Origin of the sequence: Clostridium sp. (assembly GCF_016650035.1) — a bacterium.
Classification (GTDB): domain Bacteria; phylum Bacillota; class Clostridia; order Clostridiales; family Clostridiaceae; genus Clostridium_AD.
This window is the reverse complement of sequence record NZ_JAENWM010000066.1, coordinates 1-22215: the sequence shown is the minus strand read 5'-3', so window position 1 is coordinate 22215 and position 22215 is coordinate 1. Positions and strand designations below refer to the sequence as shown.

General features: G+C 32.8%; 17 protein-coding genes, 1 other RNA gene and 1 pseudogene. 17 read left to right on the top strand and 2 right to left on the bottom strand.

Annotation, left to right across the window (positions count from 1 at the left end; all coding sequences use genetic code 11):
* The first annotated feature begins 154 nt into the window (after positions 1-154).
* The 8 genes from JJD95_RS14515 to JJD95_RS14480 all read left to right on the top strand — a co-directional run bounded on the left by JJD95_RS14515 (position 155) and on the right by JJD95_RS14480 (position 10729).
* Positions 155-421 (top strand): recombinase family protein, encoded by a 267-nt coding sequence (locus JJD95_RS14515; protein ID WP_291643742.1) that lies wholly within the window; start codon positions 155-157, stop codon positions 419-421.
* A gap of 101 nt (positions 422-522) precedes the next feature.
* The gene (locus JJD95_RS14510) at positions 523-1242 is read left to right on the top strand and encodes a DUF3800 domain-containing protein (protein WP_291643741.1); all 720 of its coding nucleotides are present in this window, start codon (positions 523-525) and stop codon (positions 1240-1242) included.
* On the top strand, positions 1243-1689 hold the full coding sequence (locus JJD95_RS14505) for a hypothetical protein (protein WP_291643740.1): 447 nt from the start codon (positions 1243-1245) through the stop codon (positions 1687-1689).
* 1298 nt (positions 1690-2987) lie between these two features.
* Positions 2988-5621: a right-handed parallel beta-helix repeat-containing protein gene (locus JJD95_RS14500; RefSeq protein ID WP_291643739.1), complete on the top strand. Its 2634-nt coding sequence runs from the start codon at positions 2988-2990 to the stop codon at positions 5619-5621.
* A gap of 30 nt (positions 5622-5651) precedes the next feature.
* Positions 5652-6332: a response regulator transcription factor gene (locus JJD95_RS14495; RefSeq protein WP_291643738.1), complete on the top strand. Its 681-nt coding sequence runs from the start codon at positions 5652-5654 to the stop codon at positions 6330-6332.
* On the top strand, positions 6322-7779 hold the full coding sequence (locus JJD95_RS14490) for a HAMP domain-containing sensor histidine kinase (RefSeq protein ID WP_291643737.1): 1458 nt from the start codon (positions 6322-6324) through the stop codon (positions 7777-7779). Before JJD95_RS14495 ends, JJD95_RS14490 begins: the two co-directional genes overlap by 11 nt.
* Before the next feature lie 645 nt (positions 7780-8424).
* The gene (locus JJD95_RS14485; protein ID WP_291643736.1) at positions 8425-9135 is read left to right on the top strand and encodes an ATP-binding cassette domain-containing protein; all 711 of its coding nucleotides are present in this window, start codon (positions 8425-8427) and stop codon (positions 9133-9135) included.
* Positions 9128-10729: a hypothetical protein gene (locus tag JJD95_RS14480; RefSeq protein ID WP_291643735.1), complete on the top strand. Its 1602-nt coding sequence runs from the start codon at positions 9128-9130 to the stop codon at positions 10727-10729. Before JJD95_RS14485 ends, JJD95_RS14480 begins: the two co-directional genes overlap by 8 nt.
* A 77-nt stretch (positions 10730-10806) precedes the next feature.
* On the opposite strand, the gene JJD95_RS14475 is transcribed toward JJD95_RS14480, so the two are convergent.
* A complete protein-coding gene (locus JJD95_RS14475) occupies positions 10807-12087 on the bottom strand; it encodes a glycosyl hydrolase family 18 protein (RefSeq protein WP_291643734.1) in 1281 nt (426 codons plus the stop codon).
* A 323-nt stretch (positions 12088-12410) separates the two neighbouring features.
* On the opposite strand from JJD95_RS14475, the pseudogene JJD95_RS14470 reads away from it, so the two are divergent.
* The 5 genes and pseudogenes from JJD95_RS14470 (at position 12411) to JJD95_RS14450 (ending at position 17179) form a co-directional block, all read left to right on the top strand.
* Positions 12411-14316: pseudogene (locus tag JJD95_RS14470) on the top strand (OPT family oligopeptide transporter).
* Between the two features lie 84 nt (positions 14317-14400).
* Positions 14401-14760, top strand: a complete 360-nt coding sequence (locus JJD95_RS14465) for a PqqD family protein (protein WP_291643733.1) — start codon at positions 14401-14403, stop codon at positions 14758-14760.
* A gap of 1 nt (position 14761) precedes the next feature.
* Positions 14762-15106 (top strand): hypothetical protein, encoded by a 345-nt coding sequence (locus JJD95_RS14460; RefSeq protein WP_291643732.1) that lies wholly within the window; start codon positions 14762-14764, stop codon positions 15104-15106.
* A 258-nt stretch (positions 15107-15364) separates the two neighbouring features.
* Positions 15365-16714 (top strand): glucose-6-phosphate isomerase, encoded by a 1350-nt coding sequence (locus JJD95_RS14455; protein ID WP_291643731.1) that lies wholly within the window; start codon positions 15365-15367, stop codon positions 16712-16714.
* A gap of 18 nt (positions 16715-16732) precedes the next feature.
* Positions 16733-17179 carry a YaiI/YqxD family protein gene (locus tag JJD95_RS14450; RefSeq protein ID WP_291643730.1) on the top strand — a complete coding sequence of 149 codons (447 nt, stop codon included), beginning with the start codon at positions 16733-16735 and terminating at the stop codon, positions 17177-17179.
* 112 nt (positions 17180-17291) lie between these two features.
* Here the strand turns inward: JJD95_RS14450 and JJD95_RS14445 are convergent, their stop codons facing one another.
* Entirely contained in the window at positions 17292-17468 is a 177-nt protein-coding gene (locus JJD95_RS14445) for a hypothetical protein (RefSeq protein WP_291643729.1), read from the bottom strand.
* A 312-nt stretch (positions 17469-17780) separates the two neighbouring features.
* Here JJD95_RS14445 and JJD95_RS14440 point away from each other — a divergent pair, with 312 nt between their 5' ends.
* From JJD95_RS14440 to ssrA, 4 genes are all read left to right on the top strand, one after another.
* The gene (locus JJD95_RS14440; protein WP_291643728.1) at positions 17781-18497 is read left to right on the top strand and encodes a pseudouridine synthase; all 717 of its coding nucleotides are present in this window, start codon (positions 17781-17783) and stop codon (positions 18495-18497) included.
* 492 nt (positions 18498-18989) lie between these two features.
* Positions 18990-21170 (top strand): ribonuclease R, encoded by a 2181-nt coding sequence (rnr, locus tag JJD95_RS14435; RefSeq protein ID WP_291643727.1) that lies wholly within the window; start codon positions 18990-18992, stop codon positions 21168-21170.
* A 156-nt stretch (positions 21171-21326) separates the two neighbouring features.
* Positions 21327-21794 carry an SsrA-binding protein SmpB gene (smpB, locus tag JJD95_RS14430; protein WP_291643726.1) on the top strand — a complete coding sequence of 156 codons (468 nt, stop codon included), beginning with the start codon at positions 21327-21329 and terminating at the stop codon, positions 21792-21794.
* Between the two features lie 193 nt (positions 21795-21987).
* Positions 21988-22215: a transfer-messenger RNA gene (gene ssrA, locus JJD95_RS14425) on the top strand; the annotation flags it as partial.

Here is a 22215-nt window from a genome sequence, read left to right as displayed (position 1 = left end):
TGCAATTATATGTCACCTGATGAGTTTGAAATAGCCTATAAAAAAGCAAATAAACTTAATGTATCAATCGCAAGTTAAATTTAAGGGGATTACTAATAACTTTCTCATTTTAATTTGTACTTTTTATTGACATAGGACCACAATGACAGAAGGAATGCTGAAGATGATGGGTGTGTTTTCAGAGTTGGAGCGTAACATGATTTCAGAACGTGTTAAGAGTGGCATGGCTAATGCAGCCGCTAAAGGTAAAATAGTTGGTAGACCAACAACAAGCCTAACAGACATACCAGCCACAGTATTGAAAGCCTATGAACTGTTAAAGGGTGGCAAGATAAATAAGAGTGAATGTGCTAGAAGGTGTGATATATCAAGACCAAGTTTAGATAAGTATATTAAGATTATTGAAAGAAAAGAAGCTTAATGTGAAGCCTCTTTCTCAATTTGGATTTGTTGTTTATATATGTATTTCTGTGATATAATTCTTAGTATTAATGATTCATGAATGGCAGGTGATTAGAATACATGGAAATAGAGATATATTGTGATGAGAGCAGACAGGATCTGTTCTGTAATAAGGAGCAGATAAACGATACTAATAGGTACATTTGTATCGGAGGAATATGGATATATAAAAGTATAAGGACTGAGCTAAAGGACAAGATCAAAGAATTAATGACGAAGCATAGTGTTTATGGTGAAATAAAATGGAATAATGTTTCTAATAATAAATATAGCTTTTATGAAGAACTTATAGATTTATTTTTTAGCTACAACAATGAAGTGAGGTTTAGGTGTGTAGTAGTAGATGCTGCGAAGGTTGATATGGAATTATTTAATCACAATGACCATGAACTAGGATTTTATAAGTTTTACTATCAACTTATATATCACTGGACAAGTACTAATAATAGCTATAGCATATATACGGATTATAAAGTAAACAAAATGAGTAACCATATATTGAAACTTAGAGACATAGTAAATAGGGTTAACAGGACCAGTTTAGTTAAGTTAATACAAGCTATTGATTCAAAAGAATCGCTTATGTTACAGCTTGAAGATGTAATTATGGGGGCAGTAGGGTATAAGTACAATTTAGGACAAAAGGGACAATCACCATCTAAATTAGGAATTGTAAAGCGAATTGAGGAATACTTGGGTTGTGAAATAGGCAACACTAGTAGGAATGAAGGCAAGTTCAATGTGTTCAATATAAACCTAAGTGTCAGGGGGCGTAAATAAATGCGTCCAGATTTAATTTCATATACAGACATAGAAGAGTATAGGCAGCACTTTATAGAAAATTATTGTGATGCGAGTAGTCCAACGCAGACTTTTGATGGAATACAAGTATACTTCTATTCAGATATGTTTGATCATGCATTCTTTGAAAGTAGTGACAGACGTGGTAGCAAGGATGTGTTTTCTACAAAAAGAGCTGAGAGAATAGATTGGATAAAATCAGTATTGCAAGATGAGTATGCAGAGTTATATGAGGGATATGATAGCAAAAGCAAAACCTGTGATAATAGTAGAAGAGTAGCTATAATAACAGAAGATGATTATGTTGTCATTATAAGATTCACAAAAGGTATTAAGGCAAAGTTTGTAACTGCATACGTTGCCGACAGTGGGCATACCGCTACAAAAATAAGGACAAGTCCTAAATGGACCAAAAAAGAAAAATGACCACTGATTCGGGTTCAGTAGTCGAAACCTTTATATATCCCAAACTATAAGTAAAGGATTATTTGAATAAAGTGTAACACAATGTAATGCCAAATGCAATACAGATCTATTGCTGTTTGAAGTACATTTAGTTGATATACTACAACTACAATGGCTATGCGTTAACATATATACTATTGATAGTTGCGTCGATGATGTTACACTATTACTATATGCAATTATAAAGAATTTTACACATTATAACTAATATTATTAAATTATAACCATTTATTTTGAAATTATACAGAGTTAGTATGGTTAAAAGAATAAGAGGAGAACAATCGATTATACATGAGACATAGTATGATGCAGCCTAGCGTAGATGCGATTTACTAGTAGGGGAATGCATGCTAACATTTTGCTAACGTGGTGATCGATAATACATATTAATCATTGTTAATACAAGTTAAGTTAAAAGCTTGTAGACCATTGATAAGACTACGATTTGACTGAAAGAGTGTTAATGATTGTTAAGGGCTATTAGGTGGTGAAACTAACTGAATGCTAGTTTGACGAATACTGAATTCATATTTTACATTTGATATTGTACCGTCCAATAACAGCAAAAGCTTTTTATAATCCATATAGACATTCTGATTCTAAAATGATTCTATTAAGTTTTAAATGGTCCAATTATCATAAATAATATAAATAAAAAGAATAATAATAACATCAGAAACAACCGTTTACTCATTGAAGATAATATTGAAGAGTAGAGTGGGAATAAATAAAAAAGTGATACTATTTGTCACTTCATGTCAAATGGTTGCATCTCGTTTCATTTAGTTGATACTATTTCAATTGATTCCATTATTTGCAGCAAAAAGTGAAGTCAAAAGTTAGTCATTAAAGATGGACTGCTTATAATGAGTAAAATAACTATGCTTTATATGGAACTGAACTTATTTTCGATAAATAATTCGAAAATAAGTTCAGTTCTTTTTACAGACTGAAGAAAAAGTAGGTACGAAAAAACCTCTCGTACCTGCTTTTTAGTATTTTCTCAATGGTCGCTCTTAGGTAAGTTGGAATATCAGGAATCAGTAGTCATGGTATCCCTGTCATATTCAAGATGTTTGCTGAATTTTTTGCTATTTACCTGCACTTTTTAAACGCAATTTTTCTACTTTTTTCATTTGAAAAATACAGGAAAAATAATATACAATGAATCACCTCACAACTACCTCACATTTATAATTTATAATTACAATAACAAAATTAATAGACATAATGCAAAAAGATCTTAAGGAGGTTATTTTATGTACAAGAAAAAATTTAAAGTAGGTGTGGTAATTTTATCCATGATGGTAGTATTAGTTTCGATGCCCTTAACGGGGTGTTCGACTACGGATGTAGCAATGGAGGCAACTAACATTATATATGTTAGTGAAGATGGTTCTGGTGATGGAAGCAGCTGGGATTTAGCCTTTAACGATTTACAGGATGCTTTAGCGGCTTCAGAGGCGGGAAATCAGATTTGGGTGGCTGCTGGGACTTATTATGCTACAGACACTGATGATCGATTAGTAAGCCTAGTGATGAAAGACGGCGTCGATCTTTATGGTGGTTTTACTGGTTCTGAAAAAAGTCTTGATGAAAGAGATTGGGAAGCAAATGCTACTATAATTTCAGGAAACATTGGTGATTCTGCTGTTATGGAAGATAATTCAAGAGCAATAGTCATAGCTGCAGATAATATAATTGATGGCTTTACATTGCAAGATGGCTATAATATACCTGAAAATATGGATGCTCCTGCTTCACCACCAGAAGGTGAAGAACTTAAAGCGGGTGAAGAACCTAAAGCGGGTGAAGAACCTAAAGAAGGTGAAGAACCTAAAGAAGGAGAAGAAGATGCTAGTGCAACTGGTCCAGGACATAGAACACCAGATACTATTAGAGCTGAACTTGCATCTGCAGATGGATCACAATACGGTAGTGCAATGATCATATACCAAGCAGATGCAGTGATTAGAAACTGTACTATTACCAATAATACTGCAAGGCATGGTGGTGCAATATATATTTGTGGATACGGAACGGCTTACGATGGAAGTGTGGAAACATCTATGAAAGACCCAATCTTTATTAACTGCGATTTTGTTGATAATACTGCTTCTACTAGAGGTGGTGGAATAGCATTTGATATGTCTGCGATTGGATTCTTTATTGACTGCGTATTCTCAGGAAATGTTTGCGAAAGCAGTAAGGGTGGAGCAATATATAATGACTTCGGTTGTTCTCCAAGTTTAGTTAACTGTCTATTTTATGATAATCAAGCTGAAGCTGGGGCCGCAATAGCAAGTGATGGAGAATCAAATGCTAGATTAAATAATTGTACACTAACAGGTAATACATCTTTTAGAAGTGCAGTTTTATATCAAGGTACAGGTCCTTTTAATGATGTAGTAGCAATAAACACAATTATATGGGATAATATATGCGATGAAGATGCAGTTAGCATATATAACTGGAATGAATCTAATACTCAAGCAAGATACTCTATTGTACAAGATGGATATGAAGGCGAAGGCGTACTTGATGTTGATCCAATATTCGTGGATGCAGCAAATAATAATTACGATTTGGATGAGAGTTCTCCAGTATTAACAGCGGGTAGTGATGGTCAAAAAATCGGATTTGATGCTTCTCTTAGAGGGCAACGTAGCGAAACAGAGATTAATGAGATAATAGCAAACTTTGATAACGTAGTTCCTTACCCAGAGTCTCCAACACCAATTGATATGGCATATGACGAAAGTATTTTGCCTGAAATTGATGGAAATGTTATATATGTAACAACAGATGGAACAGGAACTGGAACAAGTTGGGCAGACGCTATGGACAATATTCAAATAGCAATAAATGCTGCTAACGATAAATATATAAATACTGGCGAAACCACCTCTATATGGGTAGCTGAAGGTGTATACCTAACAGGAGAAACAAGAAGTGATTCAATACTTCTACGTGAAGGTGTTGAACTTTACGGAGGGTTTGTAGGATCTGAAAGCAAACTTTCTGAGCGTGACTTTGATAAGTATGAAACAATTCTAAGTGCAGATATTGGTGTTGAGGGCGACAATAGTGACAACTCATATCACGTTGTTGTTGGTTCAGACGAAGCTCTTATTGATGGATTTACAATCGCTAATGGGAATGCAGATAGAGGCGATGGTGGTCAAACATATGATGCTAAAGGTGGCGGATTGCTAAACTATAAAGCTTCATACCGTGTTCCACCAATGGTAGAACCTTCTCTAGGCTTTGATACATTAGTATCAAATTGCATATTTACAGATAACTTTGCTATAGAAGGTGGAGCCGTGTATTCTTACCACGGAAGTTCTTCTGTATATACAAATTGTGATTTCCTTGATAATGAAGCCTATTATGCGGGTGCAGTTATGGAGCGAGCTGGAGGAAACAGTGAGTTTTATTCTTGTGTTTTTGAAGGAAATAGTGCAAAATACAAGGGTGGAGCGTTATTCGTCGATTATGGCTCAATGTCAAGTATTTGGGACAGTACGTTTATAAACAATGAAGCAGGTACAAATGGTGGAGCTATATATATAATTGACCGTGCTTCACAGGCTATACCTAATGAAACCAATTTTGCTTTAATTGATCCTGACTGGACATTTACAGCAGATATATTCTCATCAGTATATGCTGAAAATACTGAGTTTATTGGAAACAAAGCAGGCCTTGATGGTGGCGCTTTCTACCTTTATGAAGCAAGTAATTTAAAGCTTGTCGACTATGTTCTCGAAGGTAATGAAGCTGGAAGAGATGCAGATAATGCCTATATAAATGAAAGTTTCATATATGCAGAGCCAATGATTGAAGATGGTATTGTTGAGATTGGTAATCAGAACCCTGGTCCACAATAGTAGTAGACATTAAATAAATGGAGGTATATCATGTCCAAGATCTTATATGCAGATGATGATTTAAAATATCGTAAGCTTATAAACATATTTTTAAGCAATCAGGGACATGATGTACTGACTGCGGTTAATGGTTTGAAATTGTTAGAGCTTTATGACAGTCATAGGGATGCGGATTTAATCATACTTGATGTGATGATGCCAGAGATGAATGGCATTGAAACATGCAGCACCATCAGGCAAACATCGAATATCCCCATCCTTATGCTGACTGCTCTAGGTGAGATTCATGACGAAGTCAAGGGACTAAAAGAAGGTGCGGATGAATATATTGCAAAACCCTTCAGCAATGAAAAACTCGTAGCGAGAATTAACGCATTGCTTCGTAGAACAGTAAAGCAAGATGAAGAGTTTTTTAGCGAAGAAGGCTATACTTTTAATGATACACTACTGCTTGTTAGTAATGGTAATAAAAGTATCAGGCTCACACAAAAAGAATTTCTGCTTTTCAAAACTTTGTTAAAAAACAAGGGTCAAATACTATCCAGAGGTATGTTAATGGATAGGGTATGGGGTCTTGATTATTATGGGGATCCAAGAACAGTTGATACCCATATTAAAACTTTGAGACAAAAACTTGAGGATGATGGTATAAATATTGAGACGTCTTGGGGCGTAGGATACTATTACAGGAGTAACAACCATGAAGAATAGAAAAATTTTTAGTATTAGATACAAGCTAGTTATCGTAGCTAGTATCTTTTTTACATTATTTATAATTGGGTTTTTGATAATCAACAACATATTTTTGGAAAGGTTTTTTCTATGGCGACTTGAAAATGATATGAAAGGATATGCTGAAATTGTTTCTGAATCATATGACGATTTTTGGGGAAATCTGGAAAAAAGAGAAGCTATAACCTTTGAAAAGAGTAGGTTTTCCGGTTATAAAATTGAAATAGCTGATAATAATGGGAATGTTATTCATTCATCAGTTCCTGAATTTCCTGAAATGGATAGTTATAAATTACAATCGGACTATTTGGAGCATTTTCTTAGGGAAATTACAGGTATGAAAATGGGTGACTATAATTATGAGGTTTTAGAGCAGACGAATCATAAAGCTAGTCAAATTATTTTGATTTTGAAAAGGGAAGATATGAATTATCTTGTTGTTTCAGAGCAGATTACAAATATTAAGGGTAATATGGAGATCGCAAAAGAATTTTTTCTTATTGCCGGCACGATATTAACAATAATTGGACTTTTTATTACTTATGTACTGTCTAAAACAATCACGAATCCAATAATCAAGATTAGTAAACAGGCAAAAGAAATTGTTGGATTTGATTTTTCCTCAAGATATACAGGGCAAATAACAGATGAAATTGGTAATCTTGGAATACATATGAACCAGATTTCGGAAGAACTAAAGAATAGGATTGAGGAACTTGGGTATATCAATGAAAAACTTATAGATGATATGAGCTTACAGCAAAGATTCTTAGCCAGTATTTCCCATGAGTTTATGTCACCCGTGGGCATCATCAAGGGTTATGCCGAATCTATCAAGCTTAATTACTACGCTAATGAAACAGAAAAGAATGAATATGTTGACTATATATTGGAAGAATCTGACTGTCTGGCTGCTCTTGCTGAGGACATGATCATGCTATCGCGGCTTAACAGGCGTACGTTTGTACTTAACAAAGAGGAAGTTAACCTTTCAAAAGTGCTTAATGGTGTATGTTTGAAAAAAAGAGATCAGTATAAAGAAAGTAGTGTTCATATGGTTTTAGAAATACAAGAAAATATCAATTTTCTATGTGATAAAACTCGAATGAGCCAGATATTCAACAACTTATTGGATAATGGCTATAGGTATACTTCTCATCCTTGGAACTTAGTAATTAAGATGTACCAGGATATGAAGGGTATACATTTGACTGTTGTGAACAGTTGTAACCCCTTAAATGAACAGGATATTGAGCAGGTATTTATGCCTTTTTATCGATTTGAAGAAAGTCACAGCAAATTAACGGGGGGACATGGATTGGGCCTTTCGATTACCAAAGCTTTAGTTGAAGCCCAAGGTGGTATGATAAATGCAAGCTATAATAACGGCGAGTTTCATCTCGAAATTGAAATGTTTATTTTTTAAAGTAAAATGTATGTCTTCTAATGGAAAAATGATACAGAATTACTATAAGATTATTAGTAATTAGAGTTATGCACTGACTACAAAATGACTCATTCTCACTTAATAGTCAAACGAATTTCGACTGATATTTAAAATAAAAGCACAAAATCAAACCTAAAAACAACACCTAGAACCTAGATTTCTATCCTTGGCCTCGAGTGGGAATAAGTGTAACAATGCTTTAAGCCGTTTGTGGAAATGGAGTAGTGTATGATTTCAAGCGTAAAAACTTGTCTTTATACACTGCTTTTTTTGTTTGGAGGTTTGGGATATACTGAATGCTGTTTAGTATGCGTATATTATTCTACCATCTGATTGGTGAAAATTACAAATGAAATTATAAAGGAATTTATGAGAATATGTCGAAACAATTATTACTAGAATTCCAAAGGTAATAGTTTAGTTATCAGCAACAGGGTCCAAATACCATTCGATAAATAATTGTGTAAGGGGAATATTCCACAATATTATTGTTTGGGTAGGAACTTCAAATTATCAAGAGAACAGTTAATAATATATAGTGAATTTGAATAATAGTAAGACCGGAATCTTTTAAAATAAAACACATAACAGTAGAATAATGTACAATTTTGGGGGCGAAATAAAGTGAAACTTGTAATTAAAGATATAGAAAAAAGTTATGGAGAGAAGCAGGTGTTAAAAAAAGCATCATTTACCTTTGAAAAGGGGAAGATTTATGGACTATTAGGAAGAAATGGTGCAGGAAAGACAACTCTTTTTAACTGCATAAGCGGGGATATTAAATATGAAAATGGTTCAGTTAGTATTATAGAAGATGGACAAGTAGCGAAAAAAATAGATTATAGAAAAGTAGGGTATGTATTTTCAGATCCTGTATTACCAGAGTTTTTAACTGGGTATGAGTTTTTAAAATTTTATATTGATATTAATAAGGATATGATTGCGGAATTACTTACAATAGATGAGTATTTTGATATTATAAAAATTAATGAGGAAGACAGATATCGTTTGATAAAGGGATATTCCCATGGAATGAAAAATAAAATGCAGATGGTTTGTCTTTTAATAACTAAACCGCCCGTCATTTTATTAGATGAACCATTAACTTCTTTTGATGTAGTGGTGGCTTTAGAAATCAAGAATTTGTTAAAGGAAATGAAAAGTGATCACATCATTATTTTTTCTACTCATATTCTTCAGCTGGCTACAGATTTGTGTGATGAAATATTGGTTCTAAATAATTGTATCTTGGAAGACGTGGACAGTAAAATTCTAAAGAGTCCTGAATTTGAAGAGAAAATCATGGAGATTTTGAAGGAGAACGGAAATGATTAGTACATTTATAAATGGTTTTAAAGTGTCTTCTGCACAGAAGGCTAATACTTTTATATATTTTCTTAAAAGGATACCCCTTATAGGAAAAAAGATTCCTGATAATTTATATAAGAAGACTCATGCTAAAATGGTTATAGGGGTTATACGTGAAATATTAGGAGTGATTGGTGGATTTGTAGGCAAAGCTGCATATCTAGGAATAATGATTATTCTGCCTGCGTACTTAATGACCAAGGATATAGAAAAGTTACAACCGATTTTTATACATATATTTTTCTTTTTAAGCTTTGTTATAGGACCATTTATGAATACTAAAATGTTAGAAAAAAATAACAAACCAGCTTTTAATATGATAATTTTAATGAAGGTTGATGCAAGAAAATACTATGTTTCGGATATATTATACAAAAATATAACAGACTTTATATACTTTGTCCTTCCAGTAATAATTATAGGACTGATAATAGGGTTTTCACCACTAAAAACTGTAGTTCTTGTATTGGAATTAATAGCTTGTAGATTGATTTTCGCTTGGTTACAGCTTTTTATATATGATAAGCTTTTAAAGCATAGAGATCTATTTATGTCCGTAGTAATCCATCTCGGACTTGCGCTTGCCTATGCATTGCCATTATTAGGCTATACTATTGATTTTAATCTAATATTATTTAATGTTTTTGTAGCGATAACTATATTAAGTCTAGGAGTGGTAGCATTTATATATATATGGAAATTTAAGGCGTATACCACAATAGCAAAAGAATTATTGACTAAGGATAATTTATTTAATGGAGATACTCTCAAGACTGATATGACTTTTGGAGCTGTAAAACTAGATGAAAAGAAAATGAACAAGGAAGATTTAAACACAAAGAAATATAATAGTAAGCAGGGGTATGAATATTTAAACTCAATATTTTTTCTTAGATTTAGAAGAATAATGGTTAGGCCTACAAAGCAAAGGGCTATATTAATAGGTATTTTATTTTTAATTACAATGTATTTTGTGGTATTTATGCCAGATAAAAGAGGTGGTATAGTCACTGGGATTACAAAAGACACTCCTATGTTGCTATTCATAATGTACATCATGTCAACGGGAGAAAGAATTTGTAAGGCTTTGTTTTTTAATTGCGATATAAGTCTATTAAGATACGGTTATTATAGAGAGTCTAGTGTAATTTTATCCAATTTCACATCCAGGCTTAAGAGGGTAGTTATGCTTAATCTGATACCGGCGGTTACACTATGCATGGCTATAGTTTGTATTATTTTAGCAAGTGGTTACAGATATTTACTTGTTAGCATGATACCATTATTTTTGTGTATCATTTGCTTAGCTTGTTTTTTCTCCATACATCATTTGTTTATGTACTATGTGTTGCAGCCATACACAGCAGAGTTAACCGTAAAAAGCCCCTTATTTAAATTTATAAATATGGTTGTGTATATTGGTTGCTATGCATGTCTTCAAATTGAGATATCTTCATATTATTTCACAGTAGGGATTATTGTAACAACTATTGTATATATGTTAGTTGCGCTTGTTTTAACATATAGAATAGCTCCAAGAACTTTTAAACTTAAAAATTAAAAGCTTATACTAACAAAAGGATATGTTGCATTTTTAGCAATATATCCTTTTCATTAGGGTATAATCTTAGAAAAACTCTAAAGTAATTTTTTGATATTGAACAGAGAATTTTGAACCAGCCAATTCTGTGGGAAGTACTTTCCAACAGTCCAGTAACTAACGCCACCTAAATTATATTGATTAGCAGTCCTAAGCTTAACGTTAATACTCCTAGCATCTTCAAACCAAACTTCATGTTTTCTTCCATTAACATCATAATAGTTAAAAAATGGTGCTTGAGCAGTATAGTCATATTGAATAGCTGCATTTACTCTTCTTGCAAGATCTACGGCTTCTACATTGCCAAGTGCAACAGCTTTAGTTCCAGGTTCAAAAGGTAAGGTCCAATCATAACCATAATTAGGTATTCCCATAAAAATCTTTTTACTTGGAATTGCTGTTACAGCATAATCAAGAATTTTTTTTACATTATTAATTGGTGCTACGGCCATTGCAGGCCCAGAGGTATATCCCCACTCGTAAGTCATTAGTATTACATGAGAAACCGTGGTGCCATGAACAGGATAATCATGAGCTTCATAAAGCAATCCCTTTATATCTCCAGAAGGTTTAGGGGCTAAAGCGGTAGTAACGGTATAGCCTAAAGGCTTTAGCCTAGCTACAGTTTTGCGTATGAAATCATTATATTTTCCCCTATCTTTTGGGTAGATGTACTCTAAATCTATATCTAAGCCATAATAATTTTTGCTTTTTAATGTACTAATTATGTTGTCTAATAATGTATTTTGTACAGTTTTATCTGTAAGTATGGTGCTTGCCAAATCACTATCAAAGCCTCCACCTTCTTTTAAATTTGTAATTACCATCATAGGAGCCACTTTAGCCTTTCTTGCAGCGGTAATTAAGGGAACATCATTTATGCCTTTTAATGATCCATTATCTAGTATTTGATAACTAAATATACTTAGGTATGTGAGACTGGGCAGAGTTTTTACAAGCACATCCATATTCGTAGAAGGAAGGGCATAGCCATTAGCTTCAATAGAGCCTGATTTTCCTTGCGATGGTGGTATATTAATAATCTGACCGGGGTAAAGTAAGGTAGAAACACTAAGACTAGGATTTGTTGAATATAAACTAGAAATAGTTACATCATACATTTTAGCTATGCTGTAAAGTGATTGACCGGAAATAATTTTATGTGGTCTTGTGCCTTGAAGTATTACAATAGTTTGACCTACTATAAGGTCAGCTGGGTTTGTAAGTTCATTATCTAAAGCGATTTTAGTATATGAAGCTCCATATAATTTAGAAATTCCATATAAGCTTTCACCATTTTTAACAACATGAATAATCAAAAAAAATCACATCCTTTAAAAGTAATATATTTTAATATATGCGACAGAATATAAGGGAATACGTACTATATTTTTTAAATAAAAAGAAACCTTCCATAATTAAGAATTTACTCTCGTTATTCTTGAATAAAAAGCCAATTTAAGGAAAAAAATTAAAATTTTACTCGAATAAGAGTAGAAAATTGCATGATATTGTTGAATTTTTAGAATAATATGATTATAATTGTAATTAGACATATGGAGGATTGAATTTTTAAAACCGGAATTATTTTTCAAACACATTATTTCCTGCATATAATTCTATAAACAAGGGGGAGACAATTATGTCCAATCAAAAGAAAGAGGAACAGGAATTTAAGCCGTATATTTCTGCGGATAAGGTCTTACCAGAATTTACTCTAACCGCAGTTCTACTTGGTATTTTAATTTCAGTTGTTTTTGGTGCGGCTAATGCGTATCTAGGATTAAAAGTAGGTATGACAATTAGTGCATCTATTCCTGCTGCTGTAATTTCAATGGGAATTATTAGAGGCCTTCTTAAAAAAGAATCCATACTAGAGAACAATATGGTTCAAACAATTGGGTCAGCCGGTGAATCTCTGGCGGCAGGTGCCATTTTCACATTACCAGCCATGTTTTATTTGGATGGAAGAATGGAATGAGGGTGCTCCAAGCCTAATAACCATAACAGCCATCGCTTTAGCTGGCGGAATCCTCGGAGTTCTTTTTATGGTTCCATTAAGAAAGGCACTAATTGTAAAAGAACATGGAACACTGCCTTATCCTGAAGGAACAGCGTGTGCTGAGGTATTACTTGCTGGAGAAGAGGGCGGAGAAAAAGCGAAAATTACATTTATAGGACTCGGAGTTGGTGCCGTATATAAATTTATTACGGGCGGATTCAAATTATTTCCTAGTGAAATAGAAACTGTTATTCCGGGTTATAAAGGAGCTGCCATCGGGGCAGATGTTTTACCAGCATTACTAGGTGTTGGATTTATAATTGGACCTAGAATTTCTGCATACATGTTAGGTGGAGCGGTTATTGGATGGTTTGCATTAATTCCTTTGATTTCAAACATTGGAAGCATGGGTGTTGTAGTTTTGTACCCAGCATCAGTACCAATATCTGAACTAGACTATTGGGGAATTTGGGATAATTATATAAGATATGTGGGTGCGGGAGCAGTTGCATTCGGTGGTGTTTTTAGTTTAGTTAAATCATTGCCACTTATTGTAAGCACATTTAGAGATGCAATGAAGAACTTTTCTAAAAGTGAAGGCGGAGGTACCATCAGAACAGATAATGACATGCCAATGAAATTTGTAATAATTGGTGTTTTAGCTGTTATCTTGGCTATGATGATGACAAGCGTTATACCAGTAGGAATTATTGGTGCTGTGTTAATTGCACTTTTCGGTTTCTTTTTTGCAACTGTTTCCTCAAGAATCGTTGGTCTTGTGGGAAGTTCTTCGAATCCCGTATCGGGGATGACAATAGCTACACTTATTGTTACAGCTATTGTTTTTAAAGCTAGTGGAAACGATGGACATGCAGGCATGATTGCAACATTATCAGTAGGTGCTGTTATTTGTATCATTGCTGCAATGGCAGGAGATACATCTCAGGATTTAAAAACTGGTTACTTAGTTGGAGCAACACCAAAGCTTCAACAATATGGAGAGCTCATTGGTGCATTAGCTGCAGCATTCGCCATAGGTGGTGTTTTGATACTATTAAATAATGCATGGGGATTTGGTTCACCTGAATTGCCTGCACCTCAAGCAACACTTATGAGGTTAGTTATCGAAGGCGTTATGGGTGGAAACTTACCTTGGAATCTTGTGTTCGCTGGTGTAGGTATCGGAGTTGCACTGGAATTATTGGGATTACCAGTTCTACCAGTAGCTATTGGTCTATATCTTCCAATCCATTTAAGTACACCTATCATGGTGGGTGGATTAATCAGAGGAATATTAAACAAGAAGCAAGAAGCAATAGGTAAAGGAATTGATAACATTAAAGATAAGATTGATTGTGGGATTCTATATTCTTCTGGATTAATTGCCGGTGAAGGGTTAGTAGGTATACTACTTGCAGTATTTGCAGTTGCAAATGTGAAGCTTGACCTTGGTATTGATTTAGGGCAAATAGGAGCATTGTTCTTCTTTGGTCTTCTAGTATTATCTCTCTTGAAGTATTCTTTACTTAAGAAAGATAAAATTTAAAATAAAATAATTACTTATGGGTAATAATGTAAAGAGGGTATTTTAAATATCCTCTTTAAAATTTATGAAATACGAGGTGTAGTCATGGCTAGAAAAATAACTAAAAATGCTAATTTTTTGAAACTGGTACCTTACAAAAATATGGATCAGAAATGGGAATTGAAAGATGATGGTTTGGTTCGAATTATTGTTATGAGGGATGGATTATTAGATAGGGCTGTGAGGATGTTTTTCAAAACACCAAAAGAAATGAAAATCGATTTAGATGCCCAGGGCAGTTGCGTATGGAAAGGTATAGACAATCATAGGAATATTGAAGAAATCGGGAAGCTGTTAGTTAAAGATTTTGGTGATAAGGCAGAGCCCCTTTATCAGAGACTGGGGACCTATATTAATATTTTGAGAAATAACAAATTTATAAAATTGAAAGAAGTTAGTGATTGATATGATTAGTTTTATTTTAAAAGCAGTACTACTAGGAGTAACTATTACATTTTTGCTTTCATGGGGATATGTAAAACAGCAAAGGAAGGCTGAGGAACTATATCGCAAGCTAGGGATTAAATGTGAAGCAAAAATAATAAAAAAAATGAAAACAGAGGGAGCTATTACTGTAAAGGAAATAGAAGAAATCATCTCTGGAACCAAGGGAACTGTAATTTGGAGTAAAAATAAAATGCAGGTTACTAATTCAAAGATAGCTACGAAGACAATACTAGAAAATTTGATAAACAGTGGTGTAATTACTGAAGCTGTAGAAAAAGGACCTAAAAAATATTGCCTAAAATAAAAAAAAATTTAAAAAACCATGCTGAGATACTTAGATTTTTATAGTGTTTCGGTATGGTTTTATTTTTAGTTATAACAAATTATTCTAAAAATAACATATTTAAGTAAAACACTTGATTTATTTAAGCTAATAAACTAAAATTAAATGTGTTATTAAAAAAAAACAGTGAATCATAGTTAAGTAGTGGTCATAACAATAAGAAAAATAAAACAATTAATTATTGTTTCAATACAAAAAGACTGACAAGGAGGAATAACAATGGAAAAAAATTTATCTTTAGATTTAAGCAAGACAATTCCATATTTAGGGGAGCATGAAATTTCTTACTTTCAACCAATGGTATCTACTGCGCATAAAATGCTACACGACAAAACAGGCGCGGGAAATGAATTTTTAGGATGGATCGATCTTCCTTTAAATTATGATAAATCCGAATTTGCAAGAATTAAGAAGGCAGCAGAAAAGGTAAGAAGTAATTCGGAAGTCCTAATAGTAATTGGAATAGGTGGATCATACCTTGGAGCTAGAGCTGCTATAGAAATGTTAAGTCATAGTTTTTATAACAGTCTTTCAAGCGAAAAAAGAAAATCACCAGCTATATTCTTTGCTGGAAACAATATAAGTTCTACATATATGGCAGACTTAATTGATGCTATAGAGGGTAAAGATTTTTCTGTGAATGTAATTTCAAAATCAGGAACTACTACAGAACCAGCTATTGCTTTTAGAGTATTTAAAGGGTTATTAGAAAAGAAATATGGAAAAGAAGGAGCAAAAGAAAGGATTTTTGCTACTACAGATAAAGCTAAAGGAGCTCTAAAAAAATTAGCAGATACAGAAGGCTATGAAACTTTCGTTATTCCAGATGATGTAGGAGGAAGATTCACAGTGTTAACACCTGTTGGATTACTTCCAATTGCAATAGCAGGTATAAATATTGATGAAATGATGAAAGGTGCAGCGGACGCAAGAGAAGCTTACAGCAATGATGATTTAGATAATAATGATTGTTATAAGTATGCAGCAGCCAGAAATTCGCTATACAGAAAAGGAAAAGTTACAGAAATCTTAGTTAACTATGAACCAGCACTTCAATATTTTGGTGAATGGTGGAAACAACTTTATGGTGAGAGTGAAGGAAAAGACCAAAAGGGAATATTCCCAGCAGCGGTTAATTTTTCTACAGATTTACATTCTATGGGACAGTACATTCAAGAAGGAGTAAGAAATATATTTGAAACAGTTATTAATGTAGAAAAACCAAGAAGAGAATTTGTTATAGAAGAAGCAAGTGAAGATTTGGACGGATTAAACTTTTTAGCAGGTAAAACAATGGATTTTGTTAATAAAAAAGCATTTCAGGGAACAGTACTTGCTCATAATGATGGAGATGTACCAAATATTATTTTAAATGTACCATCATTAACAGCATATAATTTTGGACATATGGTTTATTTCTTTGAAAAGTCTTGTGCAATAAGTGGATATTTATCAGGTGTAAATCCATTTAATCAACCAGGAGTTGAAGCATACAAGAAAAATATGTTTGCACTTCTTGGAAAAGCAGGATATGAAGAGCTAAAAGCAGAACTTGAAAAAAGGCTTTAGAGATATGAGAAAAATCATATGAGAATTATTGTAGATGCAGATGGTTGTCCTGGAAAACAGTTAATAGAAAAAGCTGCTAAAGAAAACTCTATAGAACTTATTATGTATTGTGATATTAATCATGTTTTAAACAGCGATTATGCCTCGATAAGATATGTGGATAGTGGATTTCAAAGTGTGGATATGAAAGTAGCTAATGAGGCAAAAACTAAGGATATAGTTATTACTCAAGATTTTGGTGTTGCTGCTATGGTTTTAGCTAAAGGTGCCTTTGCTATAGGCCCTAAAGGTCATGTATACGATGATTCTAATATCGATAAGCTATTATTTGAAAGACATATGTCTAGTAAGGCAAGACGTGGTGGAGGAAAAACCACTGGTCCCAAGAAAAGAACTAATGAAGATGATGAAAAGCTTTATAATAATTTACTTAAACTTATTGCAAAAGCGCAATCTACTCATTAACAATATTATTTCATATCATTTATTATACTAAAAAAAGAGTTATTAGTTATTTTAGGGGGCTAAGCAATTAAAAATTGTTTAGCCCTCTAAAAATTTAGAAAAATTAGCTATTCTAGAGTTCTAAGGGTTTGAACTGTTCCATATCAAGGTTATTTTTAATAGATTCGGGGTAGAGTCCTGCATTATTTAGTACTTCTAACATAGGATATTCAGTTTCATTATCTACAGTGATAATTTTTTTCTTATAAGTATAATTGGGGTCATATTCATTTGGTTGTTTATCACGCATAATATTTCTCCCTTCATAAGTTATTATAAAGATAAATTTTAATAATTAAAAAAATCTATCTTTATAATAGTTTTAGCAAAATATCAGATTTTTATTATAGAAATTTATTACCATAAAAACGTATAATATTTAAGAGGTTTTATTTCATATGAAGATTATGATATACTAGAAATATAAATAAACGAATAAATAAAAAACAGCTTTAAAGGCTGTTTTTTTATGAGCAGAAGTTTATATAATTATCATAAAAATGATAGATTGAATGGAAACTATAATTAATGGTTTGTAAAATATTTAAGGAGATGAAGATAAATGGAAAGAATAGACAAAGTATTATCGAATTTAGGCCATGGTACAAGAAAAGAAGTAAAGGCATTACTTAAGAAAGGTAAAATAGAGATCGATGGAATCATAGTTTCTGATAATACTATGAAGATTGATCCGGAAGAGGTTGTAATAAAGGTATCTGGTGAAGAAATCACATATAGAAAATACATATATTTAACTATGAATAAGCCAGCTGGTGTGGTTTCTGCTACTGTAGATAATCATGATGAAACTGTAATTGATTTAATAGCTCATGAATATCATGCTTTTAAGCCATTCCCTATAGGGAGGTTAGATAAAGATACAGTTGGACTTCTATTAATCACTAATGATGGTGAATTAAATCATAAATTAATAGCCCCTAAGAATCATGTAGATAAGGTGTATTATGCAGAGATCAATAAACCTATAGATGCAAGTGATGTGGATACATTTAAAAAAGGTGTTATATTAAATGACGAATATAAATGCATGCCAGCAATATTAGAAGTATTAAAATCTGATGAAAATGGATCTGAGGTTATGGTCACTATTCAAGAAGGTAAATTTCATCAGGTAAAAAGAATGTTTGAAAGTGTAGATAAGAAAGTTGTATTTTTAAGAAGAATGAGCTTTGGCCCATTAAAATTAGATGAAAGTTTAGAGGAAGGAGAATATAGAGAATTATCTGATTTAGAGATAGATTTATTAAAACAAGTTTAATCTAATTTGAAATACCATTCAATGAAGAGATAATGAATAGAATATGAATAAAATGCCATCATTTTATAAAATGTTTACAATAAGATTTGCAAAAACACTTGCAAATCTTATCGAAATTTAATATAATTAAGGTGCAAAGATAAATAAAGAGATAAATAGCCCCCTTTTTATTTGTTATAAAACAGCCCAACCCCAAGGGCTGTTTTATTTTTATAAAAGTCAATTTTCGTAACCAAATATTGATATACTATATTTCGACAAAATGCCTACATTAAATATAACTATTTAATGTAGGCATTTTTTATTTGGAAATAGGGAAGTATATAACTAGTACTATATACTAGATGTATCTTTTAGACTATAATGAAAGTGAGTAATTATAGAAATACAAGAATAATTTAGTATGTAATTTTGTTGAAAGTAAAAGAATAATAATTATGGGTTATAAAAACCGAAAAATAGATTATTAGGAAAGTTAGAGGAGGAGTACAAATGGTGGTAAAAGATACTTTGATAAATTTTATGACAGAGCAAGCGTACAAACCTATGAACCTAAAAGAACTCTCTAAAGTGTTTGATATTAAAAAAGGAGACATGAAGGAGTTTGCAACGTTACTCGCTGCAATGGAAGAGAAGGGTGATGTAGTTAAAACACGTACTGAGCATTATGGTATTCCAGAGAGGATGGGTCTTGTAATTGGTAGATTCCAAGGACATCAAAGAGGATTTGGATTTGTAATAGCTCGCGAAGAAAGACCAGATATATTTATTACAGCAGATAATGTTAACGGCGCAATGAATGGTGACACAGTTATTGCAAAAATATTAAAAGAAGAAAATAAAGGCAAGAAATGTGAAGGTGAAATTACAAGAATAATAGAACGTGGTAATAAAACAATAATAGGAACTTATGAGGACAGTAAAAACTTTGGTTTTGTTGTAGCAGATGATAAGAGGATTGCTCAGGACATATTTATCCCAAAGGCTGAAAGAAATGGAGCCACAACAGGTCAAATAGTAATAGCAGAAATAACTCAGTGGCCAGAACAAAGAAGAAATCCTGAGGGAAGAATCATTGAAATTCTCGGTGACAAAGGGGACACAGGTATTGATATATTAACTATAATTAAAAAACATCATTTACCAGAGGAGTTTCCGCAAAAGGTTGAAGCTTTTGCTGAAAATATAGTTGATAAAATACCAGAAGAAGAGTATGCAAGGAGAACAGATTTAAGAGACTTACGTATGGTAACTATAGATGGAGAGGATGCTAAAGATTTAGATGACGCGGTGTCTATTGAGATTCTAGAGAGTGGCAACTATCGTTTAGGAGTTCATATAGCGGATGTTTCTCATTACGCTAAAGAGAAAAGCGTTTTAGACATAGAAGCTTTAAAAAGAGCAACTTCAGTATACTTAATAGATAGAGTTATACCAATGCTTCCTAAAAAACTCTCTAATGGAGTTTGTAGCTTGAACCCTAAATTGGATAGGTTAACGCTTACTTGCTTTATGGAAATAGATAAAAATGGTAAAATTGTAGACCATGAGATATTAGAAACCATTATAAAGACCAATGAGAGAATGACTTACACTGACGTCACAAAAATATTAAGAGAAAAAGATGCTGAAACAATTAAAAAGTATGATTACTTATATGAAGATTTTAAACACATGGAAGAATTATGTGGCATCCTTAACAAAAAGAGAATGGCAAGAGGCGCCATAGATTTTGATTTTGATGAATGTAAGATAATTTTAAATGAATTTGGAAAACCTGTAGATATTGTACCTTATGAAAGAGCAATTGCGAATAGAGTGGTTGAGGAATTTATGTTAGCCGCTAATGAAACTGTAGCTGAGCACATGTTCTGGCTCAATGTACCATTTGTTTATAGAATTCATGAGGATCCAGATGAAGAAAAATTAATTCTTTTTAGTGAATTTGCACATAACTTAGGATACTCTATGAAGTGGGGAAAAGACATACATCCTAGAATGCTTCAAGAAGTAATAGCAAAAGTAAAAGGGCAAAAAGAAGAGATGGTGCTAAGTACACTTTTACTTCGTTCTATGATGAAAGCAAAATATTATCCAGAATGTAGTGGTCATTTCGGTTTGGCTGCCAAATATTATTGCCATTTTACATCACCAATTAGAAGGTACCCTGACTTAATGATCCATAGGATAATCAAAGAAGTTATAAACGGCGGCTTAAGTGAGAAAAGAACAGAAAAATTAAGAAAAGAGGTAGAAATAGCATCAAAACAATCCTCAGACATGGAAAGAGTAGCTATGGAAGCAGAGAGAGAAGTAGATGACTTAAAGAAAGCAGAATACATGAGTGAGAGAATTGGGCAAGAATTTGAAGGTATTATTTCTTCAGTAACTAACTTTGGACTCTTTGTGGAACTACCTAATACTATAGAAGGGTTAGTCCATATGAGTAGCTTAGATGATGATTATTATGTATTTGATGAAAGACATCTAACTCTTATTGGTGAGAGAACCAAAAAAATGTATAAACTAGGAGAAGAGGTAAAGATAATAGTTAGTAAAGTTGATTTAGCTTCTCATGAGGTTTATTTTGATTTTGTTAAAAGTGATGAAGAAGAACAAGAACATCCAGAAAAATATTCAGTTACTGAGCTAGACGAGCTTATTAAGGAATAAGACATAGCATCAGAATAATTTAAAAATAAAATGCAGGAGGGGGATCGTCTCCTCTTCTGATTATTTTATTTAAAGAGTATAATAGAAGAAAATTCATATATTATTGAAATGGAATGTATAATATAGTATAATGATAACAATAAAGTAGGTGAGATAATGGCAAAGGAAAAGACAAATAAAACATTAGTAGAAAATAGAAAAGCAAGACATGATTATTTTATAGAGGAAGCAATGGAAGCTGGTATAGCGCTTGTGGGTACAGAGGTTAAGTCTATTAGAGCTGGAAAGGCAAACTTAAAAGATAGTTATGCAGATGTTATAAATGGTGAAGTATTTATTAAGAATATGCATATAAGTCATTATGAAAATGGGAATCAATTTAACGCTGATCCATTAAGAGTCAGAAGGTTATTGCTTCACAAAGAACAAATAGAGAAACTAGTAAGATTTACGGCTCAAAAGGGTTATACATTAGTTCCATTATCACTATATCTTAAAAATACCAAAGTGAAAGTTAATCTTGGTGTTGTTCGTGGTAAGAAAGATTACGATAAAAGAGATGCAATGCTTGAAAAAGATGCCAAGAGAGATATGGATAGACAAATTAAAGAAAGAATGAGATAACAGGTAGTAATACACCGAAATACCATAATATTAGCACTTGATAAATGGCATGATATAGTGTATCATTAGGCTTATAGTAAGTAGTACAACAAATTAACAAGAATTAAAAAGATGTAAAATTGCGTTATAGATATGCAATAAGTTTCATGATTATTGCGAAGCAAAAGATTAAAATATAATCTTTTGACTATAAGGGGGCGTACTTGGTTTCGACGGGGGTACGTTGCATCGAGGAAGCGAGCCGAGGGAACCTATGGACCCGCGTTAAAAAACTATTGGGACAATTTAAACGCAAACGATAATTTAGCACTAGCAGCTTAGTTCTGCTACGTCTTACCTTTGATTACCGCGACTTAGGATAGGGCGCCGACAGCGGTGAACCGAGTCTGGGAAAGCTTTGACCTGGAAACGGAAAATATGA